Here is a 22,489-nt window from a genome sequence, read left to right as displayed (position 1 = left end):
ATGGCAATATGACTCCTCTTGGAGAAGGTCGCATTCGGCACAAGACGAAGCCGGATGTCATGCGCATAAGGATATGGAATATGGCTTCGATTCAGGTGGATGGTGAGGACAAGACCGCAAAGATCAGCGACTGGGCGATTCGCTGGAGCGATAAAAATGAAACCCTGGAACTGACCTATCACTACCCTCCCAGGAAAAAACACACCCGCCCGCTCAGTGAATGCCAAGTCTTGCCCACCCGAGAGTTGAGCAACGTATTGCTGCACAAGTCCGGCAGCACAGTCGTCAAGCCCATTGCCAAAGCCAAGATTTACGGCGAGCGATATGCTGTCGTGCACTACCCCGGGACCCAAAAACCTTACGTCTTCAAGATGGACGGTATCGGATTTTCCGCCCCGACATCGGTGAAGGAAACGCCAGCCTTTCGCTATTTCACGAGCGTGGCGAATGCTCGACGGGATCACGCTGAGTCGAAGACTGACCGTGAAATTGCCGACAACGTGGTGCGCCAGCTCGGAAAACTGCCTGCCATCGCTGACACGGCCTTGCAAGCCTATTGCACGGCGCGCAACGGCACGTTGCCGCCGGGTCAGGGGCTTATCTATCCGTTCGGACTCAACGAGAGTCAGCTTCAGGCGGTCGAGCGGGCGTTCAGCGCACAAATCAGCGTGATCGAAGGCCCGCCAGGGACCGGCAAGACCCAGACAATCCTCAACATCCTCGCCAATATTCTGTTACGTGGGCAGACGGTGGCGGTGCTGTCCAACAACAATGCGGCCGTGGAGAACGTCTACGAAAAACTGGAGAAATACGGCCTGGGCCACTTGGTCGCCAAGCTTGGCAACCAGGAGAAACGTGAGGCCTTCTTCGCCGCCCTGCCTGCTTGGCCATCAAGCGCGCCCGAGCCGGCGCCGTCCCTGGATGAGATCCAGGCCTTGCTGGCCCGCTTGAAGCAACACCTGCAAGACCACAACAGGGCGGCACAACTGCAAATCGAGCTGGACGAACTGGTCATCGAGCGGCGCTACCTGCAGCAATGGCAGGCAGAAAACGAGGTACAGGCCATAGGCCCGCTCGACAAGTACGGCCTGACACCGCGCAAGACTGCCGACCTCATGGCCTACCTGGCTTACCTCGGCGAGCAGCGCATTCACCTCAAGGACCGTATTGAGCTCCTGTTCAAATTCAGAATCTTTCGCACCAAGCCATTCGCCGAGGGCGAGGCGCGCATGGCCGTTTTCCATGCCCTGCAGCTGCATTACTACGACAAGTCGCTACGGGATAAGGAAGCTGAACTGCGGGCGTGCCGTGAATCGTTGGCACGCGCGAATTTCACAGCCCTGCTCAATGAACTGACAACCGCTTCGATGCACCATCTGAAGCAGCATCTGCAACGTCAGGTACCGCCGTCGGACAGCTTTGATGTCAAAACCTACTGCAGGCATTTCGATGCCTTCGTGCAGCGTTTCCCTATTCTGGGCAGCGGCACGCACTCCATCGTCAACTCGATCGCGCCGGGCGCAGTCCTCGACTACGTGATCATCGATGAAGCCTCCTTGCAGGACATCGTGCCGGGCATCCTGCCACTGGGCTGCGCAAAGAACCTGATCGTCGTTGGAGACAACCGCCAGTTGCCGCATATCCCTGTGGCACTGGGGCTTCAGGCGCCGGCCGAGGTCTACGATTGCGAGCGCTACAGCTTGCTGGATTCGTGTATTGCCGTGTTCCAGGACGCGCTGCCCAGAACCCTGCTGAAAGAACATTACCGCTGCCACCCCAGGATCATCCAGTTCTGCAACCAGCAGTTCTACGACAACGCACTGGTGCCGATGACCGAGGACAAGGGCAAAGCCCCCCTGCGCCTGGTGGTGACCGCCAAGGGCAACCACGCCAGGAAGAACACCAATCTTCGGGAATTGGACTCCCTGCTGAAGGTGCTTGAGGACGAGGGGCAGCCTGTCGGAATGGACAGCGAAGGCCGCGGTTACATCGCCCCGTTCAGGGCGCAAGTCACCCTATCCGACACCCACTTGCCAACGGATTTCGTCAAGGACACCGTGCACAAGTTTCAGGGGCGCGAATGCGACGAGATCGTCTTCTCTACCGTGCTGGACAAGAAGCGCTACAACCAGACGCAAACACGCCTGGATTTCGTCGACGACCCGCGCATGATCAACGTGGCAGTGTCGCGGGCCAAACATCGCTTCACCCTGGTGACCGGCGACGAGGTGTTCACGGACAACAATGGCCATATCGCCGCGCTGATCCGCTACATCAGCTATTACGCGCAGGACGAGCAGATCGTGCGCGCGCCGGTGGTGTCGGCATTCGACTTGCTGTATCGCGAGTACGACCAGTCTCTGGCACGCTTGGACGCCCGCCTGCGATCAGCGGACTCACGCTACAAGTCCGAGCAGATCGTGGCGCAGTTGCTGCGCGAAGCGTTATCAGCTCCGGCGTGCCAGGCATTGAAGTACCACACACAGATCCAGCTGGATAAGCTTGCATCGCCGGGCAGCCTCGACTGGACGGAACCCCAGCGGGCGTTCATGAGGCGTGCCAGTTGCGATTTCGTGATCTATTTCAAAGTGGGCAAGAAACCGATAGGGGTGATCGAGGTCGATGGCGGGTACCACGACCGCCCCGTGCAGGCAGCTCGGGACGCCATGAAAAATGAAATTTTGGCTAGAAGTGGCATTCCTATTCTCCGGTTGCGGACCGTTGAGAGTGACATTGAGCGGAGAATTGGCGACTTTATCGGGCAGTGGAGCAGCCCTGCGCATGGCGCATAAGCGCCGGCTCAGAGGCCGTCACGGGCAGTGAATTCAGCCGGCTGCTGCATGATCTTGCCGCTCCCCCAGCGCAGAACCGCAGCAGCCCCGCTATCCCGGCAGTTTTAAGCGCTTCGCCCCCATCAAGCAGGCTCGCCATCCGCCACCGGCAACGACGCCAACATCTCAGCGCGGCACACCTCAAGAATCTCATCCGCCAGCGCGGAATCATCCGGGCAGGCTCGCGACAACAGGATCGCACCGACCGCACGTGACAGCAGGTCGATCATTTTCTTTCTGCCCTCGCCCGCCAGCGCGTCCGGTCCGGTCGGGTATTTCTCCCCCAGGGTCTGCAGGGTGTGCTCGATCCCTTCGGCAAACGTCGCTTTCAGATCATCCGACTGACGCGCCGCATCGCCTCCCAACGCGGCCATGGTGCATCCATCGCCACGCCGGTCCCGGTGCGCTCTCGACACATAGACTTCAATGAACCCCGGTACATCAAGCGCCGCCGCCGCGGCCAGGGATTTGGACAGGCTGCAGGCCGAGGCTTCGGCCATCAGGTCGGCCTTGGAGCCGAAATGCTTGTAGAAGCCGCCGTGGGTGAAACCGGCCGCCGCCATGAGATCCGACACGCCGACCCCGTCGAAGCCGCGCTCACGGAACAGTTCAGAGGCCGTTTCAACGATGTGCTCTCGATTGGCCTGTGCCTGGGCCTTGCTCACTCTCACGTGCAATACCTCATGTTCATTGGGAAATCATGGCCCCAATCATACATAGATGTCGACCATAATCAAAACCGTTGACAGTTTAGATTTCGATCATCATCCTAATTGCACGCACCACCGACCTCCACCACCAGGCACGGAAGAGACACCCGATGACCGATCAGAATCTGTTCACCCCTTACACCCTTGGCACCCTCGCGCTGTCGAACCGCATCGTCCTTGCGCCACTGACACGCAACCGCGCGGGCGAAGGCTTTGTTCCAAGCGAATTCGCGGCCACCTATTACAGCCAACGCGCTAGCGCAGGCTTGCTGATCAGCGAAGCCACGCAGATTTCCCAACAGGGCCAGGGCTATCAGGACACCCCCGGGATCTACACCCAGGCGCAGATTGATGGCTGGCGCACGGTGACCGACGCGGTGCATGCCAAGGGCGGCAAGATCTTTATGCAACTGTGGCATGTCGGCCGCGTATCCCACGTTGATCTGCAAGAAAACGGCGCCGCCCCTGTGGCTCCTTCCGCGCTGCGCGCGGCCACCAAGGTGTTCGTCAATAACCGCTTTGAGGACGTCTCCGAGCCCCGCGCGCTGGATATCAACGAGCTGCCGGGGATCGTCGCCGACTTCCGCCAGGCCGCAGCAAACGCTGTCGCTGCCGGGTTCGATGGCGTGGAAATACACGGCGCGAACGGCTATTTGCTGGATCAGTTCCTCAAGGACAGCGCCAACTCGCGCACCGACGCTTACGGCGGTTCGATTGAAAATCGCGCCCGTCTGTTGCTTGAGGTGACGGCAGCCGTGATCGACGAAATCGGCGCGGATCGCACCGGGGTACGCCTGTCACCGGTGTCGCCGGCCAACGACGTTTCCAGCAGTGATCCGCAGGCGCAGTTCAATTACCTCGTCGATCAACTTGATGCCCTGGGCGTGGTGTACCTGCATGTGGTCGAAGGGGCGACCGGCGGTCCGCGCGAGGTGGCGCCGTTCGACTTCAGCGCCCTGCGCCAGCGCTTCAAAAACACCTACATCGCCAACAACGGCTATGACCTGGAGTTGGCGACGTCGAGGCTGGCCGAAGACCAGGCCGATCTGATCGCCTTCGGTCGCCCGTTCATTGCCAACCCGGATCTGGTGGAGCGCCTGCAAAGCGGCGCGCCGCTGTCCGCCTTCAATCCCGCCACGCTCTATGGCGGCGGCGCGACGGGCTATATCGACTACCCGACCTTGGCTGAATCGGGCACCAGCGCCAGCTGAGCCCTCCCTGATCGCACAACCTGCCTTTGCCACCCCTGAAAGAGAGATGAATCCATGAGCACTCGCCCTACCGTTCTCATCACCGGCGCCTCCACCGGCATTGGCGCCGTCTACGCCGAGCGCTTCGCGCAGCGCGGCCACGATCTGGTGCTGGTCGCCCGCGATCAGGCACGCCTGGACGCACTGGCCGCCCGACTGCGCAGCGAACACCGGGTCGCCATCGATGTCATCGCGGCGGACCTGACCCAATCCGGCGATCTGACCGCCGTGGAAACCCGCCTGCGCGACGACGCCCGAATCGGCATCCTGGTCAACAACGCCGGCGCCGCCCTGTCCGGCAGCTTCATCGAGCAAAGCACCGACAGCGTTGCGCAACTGGTCGCCCTCAACACCACCGCGCTGGTGCGCCTGGCCAGTGCCATTGCCCCGCGCCTGGCCAAGGCCGGCGACGGCGCGATCATCAACATCGGTTCGGTGGTGGGCCTGGCGCCGGAGTTCGGCATGACGGTGTATGGCGCGACCAAGGCTTTCGTACTGTTCCTTTCCCAAGGCCTGAGCCTGGAGCTGGCGCCCCAGGGCGTGTACGTGCAGGCCGTGCTGCCGGCGGCGACCCGCACGGAGATCTGGGACCGCTCAGGCGTCGACATCAACACCCTGAGCGACATCATGGAAGTCGGCGATCTGGTGGATGCCGCCCTGGTCGGTTTCGATCGGCGCGAACCGGTGACCATCCCGCCGCTGCAACAGGCCGAACGCTGGGATGACCTGCAGAACGCGCGTCAGGCCCTGCTGGGGCAGATCCGTCAATCCGAGGTTGCCCAGCGTTACCAGGCCCAACAATGATCGTCAGATAGCGAGCATTCGCGGCGGATTCGCGGCAGGCACTGCGACGAATCCGCTCCGCTGTTCGGAGTAGCAATGAATCCCATACAGACAACTCGCACCCCGGCTGTGCAGACCTCGTTCATCAACGCGGCGAACCAGTCGATCATGGTCAGGGGCATTCCCTTCGCCTACCGCGATACCGGTCCCGCGGGCGGCGTGCCCCTGGTGCTGTTTAACCATTGGGGCGCGGTGCTGGACCACTTCGACCCGGCCATCATCGATGGACTGGCCCAGACCCGGCGGGTCATCACCACCGACTATCGCGGCATCGGCGGCTCGGGTGGCAGCGCGCCAATGACGGTCGGCGAAATGGCGCAAGACGCCATCGAGCTGATACAGGCCCTGGGGTTCAAGCGCGTCGATGTGCTGGGCTTTTCACTCGGCGGCTTCGTCGCTCAGGACATTGCCCTGAAGGCCCCGCAATCGGTGCGTCGCTTGATTCTCACCGGCACCGGGCCGGCCGGCGGCAGCGGTATCGACCAGGTCGGCTCGGTGACCTGGCCCTTGATGCTCAAAGGCCTGCTGACCTTGCGCGATCCCAAGTTCTACCTGTTCTTTACCTCGACGCCCCAGGGTCGTCGAGCCGCCGCGGAGTATCTGCAACGCCTCAAAGCCCGCAGCAAGCATCGCGACAAGGGCCCGACGCCCGGCGCTTTCCTGCGGCAGCTGCAAGCCATCACCGCGTGGGGCAGACAGGCGCCGCAGTCTCTCGAGCGCTTGCAGGCGCCAACGCTGATCGTCAATGGCGACAACGACATCATGGTGCCCAGCGTCAACTCCCATGCCCTGGCCAAGCGTATCCCCAACGCACAGCTGGTGATGTACGAGGATGCCGGGCACGGCGGCATTTTCCAGTACTACGCTGACTTCGTGGCCAAGGCCCTGGCGTTCCTTGACGACTGAGCCCCCATGAGCGCCACGCCACCCAAGCACCGCCCCCCTATTACAACCGACACGAGCCGCACACCGATGAAGGCATTTTCAATTGATCGCTATGGCAAGAACACCGGGCACATGCGCGAAGTGCCCGCCCCCGAGGTGGGTGCCCACGACGTCTTGATCGAGGTGCACGCCAGCGGCGTCAACGCGCTGGACTCGAAGATCCGCAACGGCGAATTCAAGCTGATCCTGCCCTACGCATTGCCCCTGATACTGGGCAATGACCTGGCGGGCGTCGTGGTTGCGGTCGGCCCGCAGGTGCAAGCCTTCAAGCCGGGAGACGAAGTCTACGCGCGACCGCCGCAGGAGCGGATCGGAACCTTCGCCCAACTGATCGCCGTGCACGAAGACGCGATTGCCCTGAAACCGGCCAATATCGACATGACCCAAGCCGCGTCCATTCCTCTGGTCGCACTCACTGCCTGGCAAGTGCTGGTGGAAACCGCCCAACTGAAAAAGGGCCAGAAAGTGCTGATCCATGCAGGCGCGGGCGGGGTCGGCACCCTTGCCATCCAGCTTGCCAAACACCTCGGCGCCTTCGTCGCTACCACCACCAGCACGGCGAATGTCGAGTGGGTCAAAGCCCTGGGCGCCGATCAGGTGATCGACTACAAGCAGCAGGACTTCGAAAGCGTCCTGCATGGCTACGACGTGGTGTTGAACAGCCTGGGCAGCGACGTCCTGGAAAAATCCCTCAAGGTCCTCAAGCCCGGCGGCCAGCTGATCTCCATCTCCGGTCCCCCCACCGTGCAGTTCGCCCAGGAGCAAGGCTTGTCCTGGCCGTTGCAGCAGGTCATGCGCCTGCTGAGCTGGGGTATCCGGCGCAAGGCACGCAAGCTGGGCATCCGCTACGCCTTTGTGTTCATGCGGGCCGATGGCGCCCAACTGCAACAGATCACCGCGCTGATTGAGGCGGGAGTCCTCAAGCCGGTGCTTGATCGCAGCTTCGCCTTTGCAGCCACGGCAGAAGCACTGGAGTACGTCGAGCAGGGCCGGGCCAAGGGCAAGGTCGTGGTCAGGATCAAATGACGACTCCATCGACCGATGACTCAACAGAGCGGGCCGAGCCTGAGCACCTTCCAGCGCCTTGCCAGTCATCGCCAGAGCAGAATCCGGCGACGTCAGCGCCGGAGCGGAACAGGCAGGCACGGCAACCGGACGTGGTGCCTGTTGAACCGCGAGCGATCGTTTGGCGCAGCCTGATGCTTGAGCAGTAGGAGGAAACAGGGCGATACCGCCCTCTTCCCCCGGACATTTGCCTAGTGCGCACCACCCGCTTCTGCAGCACCTAGCTCCCGCAAAATCCTTTCCAGCTCCGGCCGCGTCCACTTCTCCCAGGGCATGACATCCTGCGCGTCACCTCGATGCCAATACTCTCCCGCATCGAACGCGAGATAGATGGAAAAGGCCGGCTCTGGCATGTCCGCGCTCAAGGACACATCGATGATGTCGCTGAACAAGGTGTTCACGATTGCATCGCAGTCATGAAAGTCGCGGCGAGCGCTGGTAAAGAGCCGGGCCACGGCAATGGCCACCTGGTTCAAAAGCTCGCACCGTTCGATCTGCAATCCCTCATGGAGAAGATTCAGCTCCTGGCTGGAGCCGTTTTCGATGGTTTCCAACACCCGCTGAAGATCAGCCTCACTCAACACTGTGGTCATTGCCCCGCATACCTTTTATCCGAATGGCCGACCTTGGCACCTGCCAAACGCCCTGTTCATTGACTTGCGGCCACCGATCAAGGCCCATCGGTCCCCCATCGCCAAAAACCGCCCCACTGGCGCGCAAAATCCCGGATAATGCCCGCCATTTTTTGCCTCGTCACGCCGGTGCCCCCCATGGAAATCAAGGTCAACTTTCTCGACAACCTTCGACTTGAAGCCAAGTTCGACGACTTCACGGTGGTGGCCGACCAACCGATCCGCTACAAGGGCGATGGCTCGGCGCCGGGGCCGTTCGACTATTTCCTCGCGTCCTCGGCGCTGTGCGCGGCGTATTTCGTCAAGCTGTACTGCCAGACCCGCAACATCCCCACCGACAATATCCGCCTGTCGCAGAACAACATTGTCGATCCGGAAAACCGCTACAACCAGATCTTCAAGATCCAGGTCGAGCTGCCGGCGGACATCTCCGACAAGGACCGCCAGGGCATCCTGCGCTCCATCGACCGCTGCACGGTGAAGAAGGTGGTGCAGACCGGTCCCGAGTTCATCATCGAGGAAGTGGAAAACCTCGACGCCGACGCCCAGGCGTTGCTGATGCCGCCATCGAGCGCGACCCAGAGCACCTACATCGCCGGCAAGGACCTGCCCCTGGAGCAGACCATCGCCAACATGTCCGGGATCCTCGCGGGCCTGGGGATGAAGATCGAAATCGCCTCGTGGCGCAACATCGTGCCCAACGTCTGGTCGCTGCATATCCGCGATGCGCAGTCGCCGATGTGCTTCACCAACGGCAAGGGCGCGACCAAGGAAAGCGCCCTGGCTTCGGCCCTGGGCGAGTTCATCGAGCGCCTGAACTGCAACTTCTTCTACAACGACCAGTTCTGGGGCGAGGACATCGCCAACGCCGAGTTCGTGCACTACCCGGACGAGCGCTGGTTCCAGCCGGGGCGCAAGGACGAGTTGCCCAAGGAGATCCTCGACGCGCACTGCCTGGCCATCTACAACCCCGATGGCGAGCTGCGCGGCTCCCATCTGTACGACACCAACTCGGGCAATATCGAGCGCGGCATCTGCTGCCTGCCCTACGTGCGCCAGTCCGACGGCGAGGTGGTGTACTTCCCTTCCAACCTGATCGAGAACCTGTTCCTCAGTAACGGCATGAGCGCTGGCAACACCCTGGCCGAAGCCCAGGTGCAGTGCCTGTCGGAGATCTTCGAGCGCGCAGTCAAGCGCCAGATCCTCGAAGGCGAGCTGGCCCTGCCGGATGTGCCGCAGGAGGTGCTGGCCAAGTACCCGAGCATTCTGGCCGGCATCCAGGGCCTGGAGGAACAGGGCTTTCCGGTGCTGGTCAAGGATGCCTCCCTGGGCGGGCAGTTCCCGGTGATGTGCGTGACCCTGATGAACCCGCGCACCGGCGGGGTGTTCACCTCCTTTGGCGCCCACCCGAGCTTCGAGGTGGCGCTGGAGCGCAGCCTCACCGAACTGCTCCAGGGCCGCAGCTTCGAAGGCTTGAACGACCTGCCGCAGCCGACCTTTGAAAGCCAGGCGCTGATGGAGCCGAACAACTTCGTCGAACACTTCATCGACTCCAGCGGCGTGGTGTCGTGGCGCTTCTTCAGCGCCAAGGCGGACTTCGAGTTCGTCGAGTGGGACTTCACCAGCCAGGGCGGCTTCAGCGAAAGGGAACAAGCCAGCGCCGAGGAAGCCGCGACCCTGTTCGGCATCCTCGAAAGCCTGGGCAAGGAAGTCTACATGGCGGTGTACCAGCACCTGGGCGCCACGGCCTGCCGCATCCTGGTGCCGGACTACTCGGAAATCTACCCGGTGGACGACCTGATCTGGGACAACACCAACAAGGCGCTGTTCTTCCGCGAAGACATCCTCAACCTGCACAGCCTGGACGAAGACGGTCTGCGCTCACTGCTGGAGCGCCTGGAAGAAAGCGAGCTGGATGACTACACCGACATCACCACCCTGATCGGCATCGAGTTCGACGACAACACCGCCTGGGGCCAGTTGACCATTCTGGAACTCAAGCTGCTGCTCCACGTGGCCCTGGGGCAGTTCGACCCGGCCAAGGAGCTGGTGGAGATGTTCCTGCAGTACAACGACAACACCGTCGAGCGCGGGCTGTTCTATCAGGCGCTGAACGCGGTGCTGGAAGTGGAGCTGGACGACGAACTGGAGCTGGGCGACTACGAGGCCAACCTGCGACGCATGTTCGGCAACGAGCGGATGGACGCGGTGATCGGCTCGGTGGACGGTAGCGTGCGCTTCTACGGCCTGACCCCGACCAACCTGCAGCTCGAAGGCCTGGACCGTCACCTGCGCCTGATCGACAGCTACAAGAAGCTGCACGCGGCACGGGCCAAGTGGACCGCAGCCAAGCGCTGACACCCCGCCCTCCCCGGCACCTGTAGGAGCGAGCTTGCTCGCGAAGCCCTCAAGAACCCCGCGTTCCCCAGTGAACGCGGCGTTTTCGTTGACGACCATCGCGAGCAAGCTCGCTCCTACAGTGACTCGTCAGGCCTTGGGCGCCCCGGGCGGCCAGGGCTTGCGGTCCTCTCTTTCCGGCGGGCCATACAACTCCTGCTCCCACTCCTCGAATGCCGGCACCGCGGTGTAATCCGCGTCGCAATACTGGCGGATGTACTGCGCCGCGCGGTACTCGGCGTACTTGGCATTCACCGGCACGCCCTCCTCGTCCAGCTCCAGCACATTGGCAAAGATCGCGTAGACCATCTCCAACATGCTCGGTTCTTCGCCAAGGCAACTGCGATAGTCGACGCCCTCCAGCAGCGGGTAACCGAGGGTGCCGTTGGCGACCCAGAAACTGAACGTGCGCAGGGCCCCGGAAAATTCCGGACTGAGCTTCTTCGGGTAAAGCATGCTGATCGTCTCTGATTGATGTCGGGCGGGGGCGGATTCTCAATGAGCGGCCGCTTTGCAGGCAAGGCGCACGGCGCGTGCGCAGGCACTCGCCGTTAGCTGACGGCCAATGAGCGCTGTTCGGCAACCACGCGATTACGCCCGCCCTGCTTGGCCAGGTACAGCAACTGGTCGGCCTTTTCCAGGGCGGCGGTGATCGAGCCCTCTCCGGGTTGCCACAAACTGACGCCCAGGGACACCGTGATGTGACCCACGGTGTCGATGTCCGCGGCGGCGATCGAGGCCCGCAGACGCTCCGCCACCTCGGTGGCCGTGCGCAGCGAACTGTTGGGCAGGAGCAGGACGAACTCCTCGCCACCGGCCCGGCACGGCAAGTCGTCGGCGCGGGAGTTTTGCTTCATCAAGCCGGCAATCGCCCTCAGGGTTTCATCCCCCACGCCATGGCCGAAGGTGTCGTTCACCCGTTTGAAGTGATCGATGTCCATGGAAACAATGGCGAACGGCTGGCGGACCTGCTGCCAGTGCGCCAGGGCGTCCTGCATCGCGCGTCGGTTGGCCAGCCCGGTCAGCGCATCACTTTGCGCCTGCTGGTTGAGCCGGCCGATTTTTTCCTGGAGCAGGCTGGTGCCCAACAGCAGCGCCCGGCGGATCTGCCAGCTTTCAAAATACTGCGCCGGGATTGCGCTGATGCGCGCATAGCTGTCCGGGCTGTCCAGGCGCTTGGCACTGTCGGCCAGCCGGGACAGCGGCGCCGAAATCCGCGCCCCCAGCCACCAGATCAACACCACCCCGAACAACCCCAGCGGCAGTATGCCCTTGGCCACTTTGGACATGGTTCCCTGCAGCAGGGTCTGGATATTGCCCAGGGGCTGCTGGGAGATCACCCCCCAACCGCTGCTGGGCACCCGGGCGAACCCCGCAAGCATCTCCACGCCCTGGGCATCCTGCGCCTGCAACGCCCCACCGCCCTGGCTCAAGGCCGCATCGACGATCGGGTCCCGGGCGACGATCTCGCCAATGCGCTCGGGGTACGGGTGATAGAGCACTCGCCGGTTGCCGTCGACCAGGTACACATGGGCGCCATCCTGGCGCACCTGGCGGTCCATCAGGTCTTGCAGGGCGTTCTTGTGTTCCAGGCGAATGCTGCCACCGACCAGCCCCAGGTACTGGCCTTGGCTGTCGAACACCGGCTGGGAAACGAAGACCAGCAGGTTGCCGGCGATGGACTTGAAGGCCTTGCTGATGATCGGCTGACGCTGCTCCAGGGGCGCCGGGTCTTGCAGGGAACGGCCGTTGAGATGCAGGTGTTCGGGCGCCGAAGCAATAATGGTGCCGGCGGCATTGGTGACCAGCACCGAGTTGAAGCTGTTGTCCTGCCCGAGCAAGCGCCGGGCTTCGCCCTCCAGTTGCCGGGCATCGCCGAACGACCCGCCCAGCAGGCCGGCAGCGTATTCCAGGCGCTTCTGATCGGAGCTGAGCACCTGCTCCACACCGGAGGCGATCCGCGTGGCGTAGGCCTGATTGACTTGCAAGGCGCTGTCAATCAGTTCCTGTTTCTGAATCTTGAACATGACCCAGAAGCTGTTGGCCAGGGTGGCCAGTGCCGCAAACAGCACAAAGACCAGAATCAGGACACGCAGATTGAGCTTGGGCTTGGGCCGGGTAGGCATTGAACGACATCCGGGTGAGCGAGCAGACAAAAAATTCGATGTGGCGGCCACCGCCTGCCAACACCAGATCATTTGCGTCCATGCACCCTCGACACACCGATCATCATGCGTCGGACATCGTCAAAACGCCTGCATCGCTTGGCTATAAGAACGCCTGGCGTTAGAGCCGCGCAGTCTACCGAGGTTGATCCGATTGGCAACTAGGAAAATAGTCTTGCCTCGCGCCGCGCGCAGTCCGCGGTTTTCACGCCCGCTGCAACCCGTCACAATGCCTCGCCCCAAGCCAGCCCCCCCCAGCCTGGCGCCCGTATCACTGATCGCAAGGACCGCCCATGAGCTTCTTCAGCCAGTTGTTCGACCGCCTCAAAAAACCGGCCCCGTCGGCCATTGGCGCCACGCATGCCGCCGACACGGCGAGCCCGGCGCTCGACTCGGTCGAGCCCACGGCGGATGCCGAAGCCGCCAACCTGGCCTTGCTCGAAGCCGGCGCCGCCTGCCTTGAGCGCCACTGGCAAGCCGTCGGCACCTGCGAGGCAGACGTTCTCGGCTTCGCCATCAGCCCCAGCTTCATGGGCGGCCCCCACTGGCCCTCCACTCGCCAGGCCTACCGTATCGTGCGCCGCAACGAGCGCATCATCCTCGCCACCGAGGGCCTGTCCGACCCGTTCGATGGTGTGCAAGGCGACGACCTGGGCAACGGTTTCGAGATGGAGCTGTTCATCGAAACCCCGGACATCCCGGCCCACGCCCAGGGCGCGGCGGGCGACGTTTCGCCCTTTGCCGACAGCTGGACCTTCGAACTGCTGCGCTGCGTGGCCGGCACCGTGGCCGATGCCGGCGGCTATGGCTCGCGCCTGGAGCGCTACGGCGTGCTGTCCCTGGAACTGCCCGGGGTCAGCCAGTCCCGGGCCATGAGCGAGCAACTGCCGGCGCACTTCGTCAGCACCGACGACTGCGCTGGAGTGCTGATCGGCGGCCCGGCCCCGGACTTCCCGACCCGCCTGGACGACATGCCCCTGTCGCCGGTGACCCTGGTGCCGGTGGTGCTGATCACCGCCTCGGAGCTGGACTACGTGCGCAACGGCGGTGCCCAGGCCCGGGAAGACCTGGCCGCGCGGCTGAACGCGGCAGGCCTGGGCCATGTCAGCCACCTGCAGCGCGCCAGCGTGATCTGAACGTGGGAGCCCTGAAGCCGATGCACGCCGCCGATGACTACTTTGCCTTTCACCTGTTCGCCGCGCGCTTCCCGAACCAGGCCGAGGCCGAACTGTTCACCTTCGAACAGTGGGAAGCCGAGCCTGCGGCGAATGCCAGCGCCGCCGAGTTCAGCGCCTGGGAAGCCCGCAATCCCAGCTGGCGCCTCAAACAGGAGCTGGGCTATTACATGGACGCCGACTTCGTCGAACTGATCGACCGTGAAGACGGCCCGCCCTACCTGGAATCACTGATCCGCAGCGACGCCGAACAGCAGCAACTGCGCACGCGTATCGACCCCGGCTACAGCCACTACATCCTCATCGGCAGTGAGTCGATCCATGGCGACCGACAGTCGGACGCCCCCGGCCCCAACCAGCGCAAACCGGCAAACACGGCAACGCTTGTTTACCTGGGCGAGTTCAACGATTCCTCTGCACCGCGCTAAATGCTAAAAAGGCCCCCTGCTTTCCAGGCCACCCCTGTCGTGCCAAGCCGTATCACGAGAACCACCATGCACAGCCAATACCCGAAGACCCGCGCCCCGTTGCGCCCTATTGACCTCCTCACCCACCAGCCAGCGGCGGTAGCAGCATGATCGAAGTCACTGAAGTGTCCATTGCCGACCTGCGCGCCGCCCTGGAATCGGGCCGGACCACTGCCGTGGAACTGGTCCAGGCCTATCTGGCGCGGATCGATGCCTACGATGGCCCGCAGACCGCCACCGCGCTGAACGCCGTGGTGGTGCGCAACCCCGAGGCCCTGAAGGAGGCCAAAGCGTCCGATGAGCGTCGCGCCAAGGGCCAGACCCTGGGCCCATTGGACGGCATTCCCTACACCGCCAAGGACAGTTACCTGGTCAAGGGCCTGACCGCCGCCTCGGGCAGCCCGGCCTTTGCCGAGCTGGTGGCCTACCGCGACGCCTTCACCATCGAGCGCCTGCGGGCTGCCGGGGCCATCTGCCTGGGCAAGACCAACATGCCGCCCATGGCCAACGGCGGCATGCAGCGCGGCGTCTATGGCCGCGCAGAAAGCCCCTATAACGCCAACTACCTGACCGCGCCCTTCGCCTCCGGCTCGTCCAACGGCGCCGGCACCGCCACCGCCGCCAGCTTCGCCGCCTTCGGCCTGGCTGAGGAAACCTGGTCCAGCGGGCGTGGCCCGGCCTCCAACAATGGCCTGTGCGCCTACACGCCGTCGCGCGGGGTGATCTCGGTGCGCGGCAACTGGCCGCTGACCCCGACCATGGACGTGGTGGTGCCCTTCGCCCGAACCATGGCCGACCTGCTGCAAGTGCTGGACGTGGTGGTGGCCGAAGACCCGGACACCCGCGGTGACCTGTGGCGCCTGCAGCCCTGGGTGCCGATCCCCAGCGTGACCTCGGTGCGCCCGGCGTCCTACCCGCAACTGGCAGCCGACGCCTCGGCGCTCAAGGGCAAGCGCTTTGGCGTACCGCGCATGTACATCAACGCCGACCCCGAAGCCGGCACCAGCGACAAACCCGGCATCGGCGGCCCCACCGGCCAGCGCATCCACACCCGGCCCTCGGTGATCGACCTTTGGCAACAGGCGCGCCAAGCCCTGGAAGCTGCCGGCGCCGTGGTGCTGGAAGTGGACTTCCCCCTGGTGTCCAACTGCGAAGGCGACCGCCCCGGCGCACCGACCGTGTACAACCGCGGCCTGGTGAGCAAGGAATTTCTCCATGACGAGTTGTGGGAACTCTCGGGCTGGGCCTTCGACGACTTCCTGCGGGCCAACGACGATCCCAAGCTCAACCGCCTGGCGGATGTCGACGGGCCGCAGATCTTCCCCCACGACCCCGGCACCCTGCCCAACCGCGAAGACGACCTGGCCGCCGGCATGGACCAGTACGTGACCATGGCCAAGCGCGGACTCAAGAGCTGGGACCAGATCGCCTCCCTGGCCGACGGCCTGCGCGGCCTGGAACAGACCCGGCGCATCGACTTGGAAGAATGGATGGACCGCCTGGGGCTGGACGCGGTGCTGTTCCCCACCGTCGCCGACGTTGGCCCGGCGGATGCCGACATCAATCCCGAGTCGGCGGACATCGCCTGGAGCAACGGCGTGTGGGTGGCCAACGGCAACCTCGCCATCCGCCACCTGGGCGTGCCCACGGTGACCGTGCCGATGGGGGTGATGGCGGACATCGGCATGCCGGTCGGCCTGACCTTCGCTGGCCGCGCCTATGACGATTCGAGCCTGCTGCGCCTGGCGTCGGCCTTCGAATCCACCGGCAGCAAGAGGCTGATTCCGCCACGGACGCCGGCCTTGCACCGCGCCAACTGAGCCGCTTGGTCAGGCCCGCACTGAAGCATGAGTGGGCCTGATCGCCAGGGCTGCAACGGCGGCGCCCAACGACAAGGCGTTAACCGCGCTGCATGGGGCGGCCCAGGCAAGCCTGGGCAGGCCGCTGCCTGATCAGCCCAGGGCCATCACTGCTCATCCTCGGGCTGCAACGGCGAGTGCTGCCAGTCGAAGTGCTTGAGCAACTGGCGGCACAGGTCATCCAGTTGCGGATGATAGTGATGGGTATGCGGCACCGGCAGCTGCGGCTCGCCATGGCCGAATCCCAGTGCGCGCAGGGCCCTGGCGTAATCCTCGATGGGCCCGTAGGCGTAGATCAGATTGTGCCGGTCCCAGACCACGGTGGCCTGTTGCTCGGGCGAATACACCCACAGATCGAAGCGGCTATCGCCACACAGAAAGGGCTTGAAGTCATGGATGAAATCCTCGACCTCTTCCCGTGACAGCGGCGGACTGCAGTAGCGGCCCGCTGGCGATTCGTCCCGAGGCGTATGCAGAACGAAGAGCAGGACCAGGGGTTCGGCCAGGCAGCGCACCAGACTGAGCAGCACCTGCGGGTCCGAGCCAGGCGCCCCGGCCACCACGCGCTGCCCTTCACCCACGGGCTTGACCACGAATACAGGCGGATAACTGTGTTCCACCCACTGGTTGTCTATCATGTGCCCAAGTCTGTACATACCAGCCTGATCCTCCTGATCAATTCTTCGGTTGAGCCAAACGGCCGCGCATTATGCAGGCAAATGCACGGCTTGCGGCAGCGTCGTCGCGCCTGCAATTCAGGCACTGTTTCAGCCGGCGGCTGGCGTACAATCCCCAGCCTTCAGGGACAGCCAGCACCAGGACAACGATGACCACACACCGCATTACCCTCGCCAATGGCTGGATTGCCGAATTTGCCGAACAAGGTGAATTCCGCATGGGCGCCATCAGCTGGAACCTGCACCTGCGCGGCCCCGAGCAACAGGCCATCCGCTATTTCGAAACCCAGATCGTGCTGGTCAACGACGAGGATGGCGAGCAGGCACGAAATCACATCAGCCTGTCCGAGGACGGGGTCTACGGCTACCTGGGCAACGGCATGAGTCACGGCTGGGTGATCGACTTTTCCCGCGGCATGATCGCGCCCCACCGGGTCACGATCAGCCACTACCACCACGCCTATGACGAGTACATTTCGCTGCTGGAGCAACCGGCGTACAAGCGCACGCGGGAGTACATCAGTGTCATCGGCCGCACCGTCTACCTGACCTTTCCCTTCACCCGGGACGAGGATTTCCCCAAGGTCTGGGACGAGTACCTGGCGATCCGCCGACGGCAGCTGGACGAGCTGTATTTCCGCAACTGAGCCTGGGCCTGGGCCTGGCCGGTCAATGATGGGCCTGACCCAGGCGCCCGCAGCCGCGGGCACTTTTTTTTAAGGCGCGGCCTGCCGCGCTAGCGGGTCAACGCAAGCTCCAGGACACCCCCAGGTACACCCCCAGCCCTTCCCCCGGCGTCGAGCGCGCCAGATCCTGCCCCTTGTCGTCGTAGCCTGGAGTGACGGTGGCGGCGTAGCGCTTGTCGGTGAGGTTGCGCAGATCGATCCAGGTCTGCCAGTCGTTCTTCGGCGCGTTGTAGCCCAGGGTGGCGCCGAACAGTGCGTAAGGGTCGGCGTAATAGCTGTTGGCGTAGTCCACCGCCACCTTCGACACCAGCTGGGTGTTGACCGCGGCAAAGAAGCCCAGGGGCCAGTCGTAACGCAGCTCGCCCTGGTAGTAGTGCATGGGCAGGCCCGGCAGGCGGTTGTCGCCGAAACGCGCGTCGTCGCGGTAGTGGAAATCGCTGAAGGTGTAGGCCTGGCGCAGGCTCAGGCGGCCCACACCCGGGCGCGACCACAGCTCGCTGTGCAGGCTGGCTTCCACGCCCTGGTGCACCGTGGGGCTGGCATTGAGTTCATAGGGCGTGGTGGCGCTGGGATCGGGCAGTACCGAAAGCAGCTCGTGGCGCACCTGGGCGTAGTACCAGGCCAGGCTCCACTGACCCAGGCCGCTGTCGCCACGGCCGCCCAGCTCCAGGGTGGTGGCGGTCTGGTTGCGCAGCGTGATCGGATCACGCTGGGCGCCGCTGGCCACTCCGCTACCGGCTGGAAAACGCAGGTTCGAGCTGTAGATCAGCGACCAGGGGTGCGGTGCTTCCACCGAACGGCTGAGGTTGCCGAACAGCTGTACATCCGGCGTCAGCTGATAGCGCAGGCCCAGGCGCGGCGCGTAGTCCCAGTCGCCAAGGCTGGTCTTGCCGCCGCCCTCGGGGTAGGTCACCGCGCTTTCGCGACGGGTGTAGATGGCCGCCAGCCCGGTGGTCAGCCACAGGTCGTCGGCGATCTCCAGGTCATTGCCAACATGCAGGACCGTGTCCGAGCCCTGGTAAGTGAAGTTGCGAATCCGCGTGCCCGGCGCATAGCCGGCGGTGTTGCCGCCAGGAATCCGCACGAACTCACTGGCACCGTCATTGGGCAGGTGCTTGGTCACCCGCAGGCCCAGGGTGCTGCGGCTTTCCCGGCCCCAGAGGCTGTCGCGGCGCTTGTAGTCCAAGGTGCCGCTGACGTCGCTGTAGGCCACCTTCAGGCGGTTGGGGCCTTCGCGCAGGTCCATCGGGTAGTCGTGGTAGACCAGGCCGGTCTGGATGCTCGAGTCATCGTCGATGTAGTAGGTGGTCTTGTTGCCGACAAAGGTGCTGCCCGGCTGCTTGCGCCGGTCGTCGCGGCTGACATAGGCCGGGTTGGCCGCCCGCGGGTCGTGCTCGATGGAACGCTTGCTGACCCGTCCGGCCAGATCGTTGTCGGTCTCGCGGTAGCGCAGGTAGAAACGGGTTTCCAGGTTCGGATTGAAGCGGTAGCCGAAGTTGCCGATCACCCCGCGGCTCTGGCTGCGGGTGTGGTCCTGGTAACCGTCGGCGTTGGCATCGGTCAGCGAGACGTAATAGTCGAAGTCCCCCAGCACTTGCCCGGAGCTGACCTGACGCTGCTGGTAACCGTGACTGCCGGTGGCGTAGCGCACCTGCAACAGCGGCGCGTCGTAGCCGGTATGGCTGACGTAATCGATGGCCCCGCCCAGGGCCAGGGCGCCACGGTCAAAGCCGTTGGCGCCGCGCAGCACCTGCACATGGTCGACCCACAACGGCTCCAGCAACTCATAGGGTGTACCGCCGGGGCCGGTCAGCGGCAGGCCGTCGAGCATCGTGTACAGCCCCGAGGCATGGGCGCCCGGCGCGCGGTTGATGCCCGAGCCGCGAATCGAGATCTTCACCCCTTCGTTGCCCGCCGATTGGGCGTACACCCCGGGCTGATAGGCCAGCACATCCTGGTTGCTGGCGACCCGGCCTTGCAGCGGCCGGCGCATGTCCACCACATTGCTGGCGCCCGGCACCTGGGCCAGCCGCGCCTCGGCCTCTTCCACCCGCTGTCCCTCGCCGCTCTGCTCCTGCCCCAGGACCTGCGCCGGGGCCAGTTCCACGCTCCGGATCTCGGCGATTGCCGGGCAGGCAAGGGCCAGGCCCAACAGGGCCGTGGGCAAGGATTTTGGCGAAGACATCGAGAAAACTCCGACAGGCAGAAAGGGGGCAATGCAAGTTGCGACGCAGGAAAGAACCAAGAGAACACAGGGGAATCAGGCTTTTTTTCGCCAGGAAAGCGGATGTCGGCAGTCACGCCTTCACGGGCGAAGCCACAGCGTCCAGCACTCAGCGCTAAGGGTTCTTGGCCCCCGCCAGAAAGTGCGCCACCAAGGCATTGGCATGACCATGGCCCATGCCGTATTCGGACTTGAGCCAGGCCACCAGCTCCATGTGCTTCTTGCCGCTGACGGCGCCAAGAAGCTCCAGCCAGTGGCTGATGGGCTGACCGTAGTTTTTTTCAATGGAAGGAAAGTACGACGCCGGGCCTTTGACTTGGCTGGCTTTGCTCTTGCTGTCTTCACTCATGCTTCACCCCGTGCTTTTTTGCTGCTCTTGATGTTCTCGATCAGGTCGACCACGTAGTTCTGGTTGAAGCCCGCGACAAAGGACCAGAACAGCAACTTGCCGTAGGCGGCATAGCCGTCGGCGTGCTGGCAGAAAATCACATAGAAACTGTTGTCCGGGTACCTGCAGCTCCTGTCACCGACGATCTCGGGAAACAGCTCCCCTTGCACCACGCCGGAGATAAACAGGATGTACAGCAGGCCCGCGAGGATGCCGCCGATGAACGACGGCAGCAGCACGTTGAACCAGGAGCTGCACAGGCTGACGATTTCCTCCTCGCTGAGGTGGGACAGCTGCCGGTGAAAGCCTACGTAGCCGCCGATGTTGCCCACGATGAACACCACCGAGGGAATGGTGTAGCCGTCGGCCATGGCAACCGCCCCCAGGGACGCCGCCAACAGCAGCACAAAGATGATGAACAGTCGCTTCCAGAGGATGTTCAGCGCGTCCTGGCGGTTCATGTTCGGCTCACCGGTTCAGGTTGTCGTAGGGGTTCCGTCCACCTGGATGACGATAGTTGAGCCGTGCCGCGCGGGGGTGTTTTTTCGACCGGGAACCCTTGCCCTACTGGCCGCGCCTTCAGGCCGGGTAGCCGGTGATCTCGCGAATGCTCTGGTACAGCGGCTTGAGCTGGCGATACATGCGCAGGTAGACCTCGCGGTACAGCCGCTGGTACATCTGCTGCGCCTGCGGCTGGGGCTCGAACACCGCGCCGACCCGGGTCATGGCGCTGATCGCCGTGGGGAAGTCCGGGTACAGGCCCAGGCCCACCGCACAGGCAATCACCGCCCCCAGCCCCGAGGCTTCATAGACATGGGGGCGTTCCACCGGCAGGCCGAAGATGTCTGCGGTCAGCTGCATGGCCGCGTCGCTCTGGGAGCCGCCGCCGGCCACCCGCAAGCGGGTGATCTTCAGCTTGGAGCGTTGTTCCATGCGTTCCATGCCCTGGCGCAGGGCGTAGGCCAGGCCTTCGAGAATCGCCCGGTAGATGTGGGCCCGGGTGTGCACGTCGCCAAAGCCGATCATCGCGCCCTTGGCCTCCATGCCCGGCTCGCGGATGCCCGGCGACCAGTAGGGTTGCAGGGTCAGGCCCATGGACCCGGGCGGCACCGCCTGGACCAGGGCGTCGAACAGCTGTTCCGGTTCCAGCCCCTGCTCGGCCGCCTGCTGCACTTCCCGCAGGCCGAACTGCTGCTTGAACCAGCTGACCATCCAGTAGCCGCGAAAGATCATCACCTCGCAGTTGTAGTGATCCGGCACCGCCGCCGGGTAAGGCGGAATCAGCGGCACCACTTCCAGGTAGCGGGAACGGGTGGTGGTGATGGTGGCCGTAGTGCCGTAGGACAGGCAGGCCGTGGTCGAATCCTGGACGCCCGAACCGAGCACCTCACAGGCCTTGTCGGCACCGGCGGCAATCAGCGCCAAGCCCTCGGGAATACCGGTGTGGCGACTGGCTTCGGCGCTGATCCGGCCCAGGGTTTCGCCGGGTTTGAGCAGGGTCGGCAACTGCTCGCGACGCACCGCCAGGGCCTGCCACTTCCAGTCGCTGGGAGCGGCCCAGCACAGGCGTTTGTAGTCGAACGGCAGGTAAGCCACGGAGCAGCCCACCGAGTCGACGAAGTTGCCGGTCAGGCGATGGGTGAGAAAACCCGAGAGCAGCAGGAACTTGTCAGTGGCCGCCCAGACCTCGGGTTGCTGCTGGGCCACCCAGTTGGCTTCGGCCTGCGCGCGAAAATAGTCCACCGTGGCCTCGGCGCCGATCAGCTTGAACAGCCAGCCCCAGGGGCCCTTGATGCGGCCCTCGACGGCGGCCTGGCGCTGGTCGAGCCAGAGAATCGCCGGACGCAGGGCGCGGCCCTGGGCGTCGACATTGATCAGGGTGCCGCGCTGGGTGGTCAGGGACACGCCGCGGATCCGCGAGCGGTCGATGCCGGTCTGCTGCCACAAGAGCTGGCAGGCTTCGCCGAGCTTGGCCCAGTAGTAGTCCGGGTGCTGTTCGGCCCAGCCGGGCTGGGTCGAAAAATACGCCTCCAGTTCCACCTTGCCCTTGCCCAGCAGGTTGCCTTGGAGGTCGAACAGCAGTGCGCGAACGCTCTGGGTGCCATTGTCGATGGCCAGCAGGTAGTCCTGCTTCTTGTTGTTGTGGTTATCCATGGGGCTCTCTTGGTTGAGCAT

19 protein-coding genes are annotated in these 22,489 nt (G+C 63.8%); 10 read left to right on the top strand and 9 right to left on the bottom strand.

Going from position 1 to position 22,489, the window contains the following annotated elements; genetic code table 11:
- The first annotated feature begins 80 nt into the window (after positions 1 to 80).
- Positions 81 to 2,792, top strand: a complete 2,712-nt coding sequence (locus tag L1O02_RS14535; protein WP_235760147.1) for an AAA domain-containing protein — start codon at positions 81 to 83, stop codon at positions 2,790 to 2,792.
- Between the two features lie 122 nt (positions 2,793 to 2,914).
- Here the strand turns inward: L1O02_RS14535 and L1O02_RS14530 are convergent, their stop codons facing one another.
- Entirely contained in the window at positions 2,915 to 3,502 is a 588-nt protein-coding gene (locus L1O02_RS14530) for a TetR family transcriptional regulator (protein ID WP_235760146.1), read from the bottom strand.
- Between the two features lie 149 nt (positions 3,503 to 3,651).
- On the opposite strand from L1O02_RS14530, the gene L1O02_RS14525 reads away from it, so the two are divergent.
- The 4 genes from L1O02_RS14525 (at position 3,652) to L1O02_RS14510 (ending at position 7,605) form a co-directional block, all read left to right on the top strand.
- On the top strand, positions 3,652 to 4,752 hold the full coding sequence (locus L1O02_RS14525; protein WP_235760145.1) for an alkene reductase: 1,101 nt from the start codon (positions 3,652 to 3,654) through the stop codon (positions 4,750 to 4,752).
- Positions 4,753 to 4,806: 54 nt separating this feature from the next.
- Positions 4,807 to 5,595: an SDR family oxidoreductase gene (locus L1O02_RS14520; protein ID WP_235760144.1), complete on the top strand. Its 789-nt coding sequence runs from the start codon at positions 4,807 to 4,809 to the stop codon at positions 5,593 to 5,595.
- A gap of 75 nt (positions 5,596 to 5,670) precedes the next feature.
- The gene (locus tag L1O02_RS14515; protein WP_235760143.1) at positions 5,671 to 6,540 is read left to right on the top strand and encodes an alpha/beta hydrolase; all 870 of its coding nucleotides are present in this window, start codon (positions 5,671 to 5,673) and stop codon (positions 6,538 to 6,540) included.
- 66 nt (positions 6,541 to 6,606) lie between these two features.
- A complete protein-coding gene (locus tag L1O02_RS14510) occupies positions 6,607 to 7,605 on the top strand; it encodes a zinc-binding dehydrogenase (protein WP_235760142.1) in 999 nt (332 codons plus the stop codon).
- Between the two features lie 230 nt (positions 7,606 to 7,835).
- Here the strand turns inward: L1O02_RS14510 and L1O02_RS14505 are convergent, their stop codons facing one another.
- Positions 7,836 to 8,237 carry a hypothetical protein gene (locus tag L1O02_RS14505; RefSeq protein WP_235760141.1) on the bottom strand — a complete coding sequence of 134 codons (402 nt, stop codon included), beginning with the start codon at positions 8,235 to 8,237 and terminating at the stop codon, positions 7,836 to 7,838.
- Positions 8,238 to 8,414: 177 nt separating this feature from the next.
- Between L1O02_RS14505 and L1O02_RS14500 the strand changes: the two genes are divergently transcribed.
- Entirely contained in the window at positions 8,415 to 10,634 is a 2,220-nt protein-coding gene (locus L1O02_RS14500; RefSeq protein ID WP_235760140.1) for an OsmC domain/YcaO domain-containing protein, read from the top strand.
- A 129-nt stretch (positions 10,635 to 10,763) separates the two neighbouring features.
- Here the strand turns inward: L1O02_RS14500 and L1O02_RS14495 are convergent, their stop codons facing one another.
- The gene (locus L1O02_RS14495) at positions 10,764 to 11,129 is read right to left on the bottom strand and encodes a hypothetical protein (RefSeq protein ID WP_060839509.1); all 366 of its coding nucleotides are present in this window, start codon (positions 11,127 to 11,129) and stop codon (positions 10,764 to 10,766) included.
- A gap of 95 nt (positions 11,130 to 11,224) precedes the next feature.
- Positions 11,225 to 12,799, bottom strand: coding sequence for a diguanylate cyclase (locus L1O02_RS14490; protein WP_235760139.1), 1,575 nt, complete (start codon positions 12,797 to 12,799; stop codon positions 11,225 to 11,227).
- Between the two features lie 332 nt (positions 12,800 to 13,131).
- Between L1O02_RS14490 and L1O02_RS14485 the strand changes: the two genes are divergently transcribed.
- From L1O02_RS14485 to L1O02_RS14475, 3 genes are all read left to right on the top strand, one after another.
- Positions 13,132 to 13,974, top strand: coding sequence for a suppressor of fused domain protein (locus L1O02_RS14485; RefSeq protein ID WP_060843737.1), 843 nt, complete (start codon positions 13,132 to 13,134; stop codon positions 13,972 to 13,974).
- Between the two features lie 2 nt (positions 13,975 to 13,976).
- Positions 13,977 to 14,441 (top strand): hypothetical protein, encoded by a 465-nt coding sequence (locus L1O02_RS14480; protein ID WP_235760138.1) that lies wholly within the window; start codon positions 13,977 to 13,979, stop codon positions 14,439 to 14,441.
- Between the two features lie 146 nt (positions 14,442 to 14,587).
- Entirely contained in the window at positions 14,588 to 16,300 is a 1,713-nt protein-coding gene (locus L1O02_RS14475) for an amidase (RefSeq protein WP_235760137.1), read from the top strand.
- 146 nt (positions 16,301 to 16,446) lie between these two features.
- Here the strand turns inward: L1O02_RS14475 and L1O02_RS14470 are convergent, their stop codons facing one another.
- Positions 16,447 to 16,977 (bottom strand): hypothetical protein, encoded by a 531-nt coding sequence (locus tag L1O02_RS14470; RefSeq protein WP_235760136.1) that lies wholly within the window; start codon positions 16,975 to 16,977, stop codon positions 16,447 to 16,449.
- 188 nt (positions 16,978 to 17,165) lie between these two features.
- Here L1O02_RS14470 and L1O02_RS14465 point away from each other — a divergent pair, with 188 nt between their 5' ends.
- A complete protein-coding gene (locus L1O02_RS14465) occupies positions 17,166 to 17,663 on the top strand; it encodes a hypothetical protein (protein WP_060839514.1) in 498 nt (165 codons plus the stop codon).
- 97 nt (positions 17,664 to 17,760) lie between these two features.
- Here L1O02_RS14465 and L1O02_RS14460 read toward each other — a convergent pair whose 3' ends face one another.
- The 4 genes from L1O02_RS14460 to L1O02_RS14445 all read right to left on the bottom strand — a co-directional run bounded on the left by L1O02_RS14460 (position 17,761) and on the right by L1O02_RS14445 (position 22,468).
- Positions 17,761 to 19,887 (bottom strand): TonB-dependent receptor, encoded by a 2,127-nt coding sequence (locus tag L1O02_RS14460; protein WP_235760135.1) that lies wholly within the window; start codon positions 19,885 to 19,887, stop codon positions 17,761 to 17,763.
- 154 nt (positions 19,888 to 20,041) lie between these two features.
- Positions 20,042 to 20,275 (bottom strand): DUF4287 domain-containing protein, encoded by a 234-nt coding sequence (locus L1O02_RS14455; protein ID WP_060839516.1) that lies wholly within the window; start codon positions 20,273 to 20,275, stop codon positions 20,042 to 20,044.
- A complete protein-coding gene (locus tag L1O02_RS14450) occupies positions 20,272 to 20,775 on the bottom strand; it encodes a hypothetical protein (protein ID WP_060839517.1) in 504 nt (167 codons plus the stop codon). Before L1O02_RS14450 ends, L1O02_RS14455 begins: the two co-directional genes overlap by 4 nt.
- Positions 20,776 to 20,893: 118 nt before the next feature.
- Positions 20,894 to 22,468 (bottom strand): FGGY-family carbohydrate kinase, encoded by a 1,575-nt coding sequence (locus tag L1O02_RS14445; RefSeq protein ID WP_235760134.1) that lies wholly within the window; start codon positions 22,466 to 22,468, stop codon positions 20,894 to 20,896.
- Between the last annotated feature and the right edge of the window lie 21 nt (positions 22,469 to 22,489).

Source organism: Pseudomonas sp. BC42, from assembly GCF_021560055.1.
GTDB lineage: Bacteria > Pseudomonadota > Gammaproteobacteria > Pseudomonadales > Pseudomonadaceae > Aquipseudomonas.
Note: the sequence above shows the minus strand (reverse complement) of the source record. Positions and strands in the feature narration are given on the sequence as shown.

Bases quoted from the DNA above. Each gene is read 5' to 3' on its own strand.
- L1O02_RS14535 (WP_235760147.1), top strand. From the start codon at position 81: ATGGCTTCGATTCAGGTGGATGGTGAGGACAAGACCGCAAAGATCAGC.
- L1O02_RS14525 (WP_235760145.1), top strand. From the start codon at position 3,652: ATGACCGATCAGAATCTGTTCACCCCTTACACCCTTGGCACCCTCGCG.
- L1O02_RS14520 (WP_235760144.1), top strand. From the start codon at position 4,807: ATGAGCACTCGCCCTACCGTTCTCATCACCGGCGCCTCCACCGGCATT.
- L1O02_RS14515 (WP_235760143.1), top strand. From the start codon at position 5,671: ATGAATCCCATACAGACAACTCGCACCCCGGCTGTGCAGACCTCGTTC.
- L1O02_RS14510 (WP_235760142.1), top strand. From the start codon at position 6,607: ATGAAGGCATTTTCAATTGATCGCTATGGCAAGAACACCGGGCACATG.
- L1O02_RS14505 (WP_235760141.1), bottom strand. From the start codon at position 8,237: ATGACCACAGTGTTGAGTGAGGCTGATCTTCAGCGGGTGTTGGAAACC.
- L1O02_RS14500 (WP_235760140.1), top strand. From the start codon at position 8,415: ATGGAAATCAAGGTCAACTTTCTCGACAACCTTCGACTTGAAGCCAAG.
- L1O02_RS14495 (WP_060839509.1), bottom strand. From the start codon at position 11,129: ATGCTTTACCCGAAGAAGCTCAGTCCGGAATTTTCCGGGGCCCTGCGC.
- L1O02_RS14490 (WP_235760139.1), bottom strand. From the start codon at position 12,799: ATGCCTACCCGGCCCAAGCCCAAGCTCAATCTGCGTGTCCTGATTCTG.
- L1O02_RS14485 (WP_060843737.1), top strand. From the start codon at position 13,132: ATGAGCTTCTTCAGCCAGTTGTTCGACCGCCTCAAAAAACCGGCCCCG.
- L1O02_RS14475 (WP_235760137.1), top strand. From the start codon at position 14,588: ATGATCGAAGTCACTGAAGTGTCCATTGCCGACCTGCGCGCCGCCCTG.
- L1O02_RS14470 (WP_235760136.1), bottom strand. From the start codon at position 16,977: ATGATAGACAACCAGTGGGTGGAACACAGTTATCCGCCTGTATTCGTG.
- L1O02_RS14465 (WP_060839514.1), top strand. From the start codon at position 17,166: ATGACCACACACCGCATTACCCTCGCCAATGGCTGGATTGCCGAATTT.
- L1O02_RS14460 (WP_235760135.1), bottom strand. From the start codon at position 19,887: ATGTCTTCGCCAAAATCCTTGCCCACGGCCCTGTTGGGCCTGGCCCTT.
- L1O02_RS14455 (WP_060839516.1), bottom strand. From the start codon at position 20,275: ATGAGTGAAGACAGCAAGAGCAAAGCCAGCCAAGTCAAAGGCCCGGCG.
- L1O02_RS14450 (WP_060839517.1), bottom strand. From the start codon at position 20,775: ATGAACCGCCAGGACGCGCTGAACATCCTCTGGAAGCGACTGTTCATC.
- L1O02_RS14445 (WP_235760134.1), bottom strand. From the start codon at position 22,468: ATGGATAACCACAACAACAAGAAGCAGGACTACCTGCTGGCCATCGAC.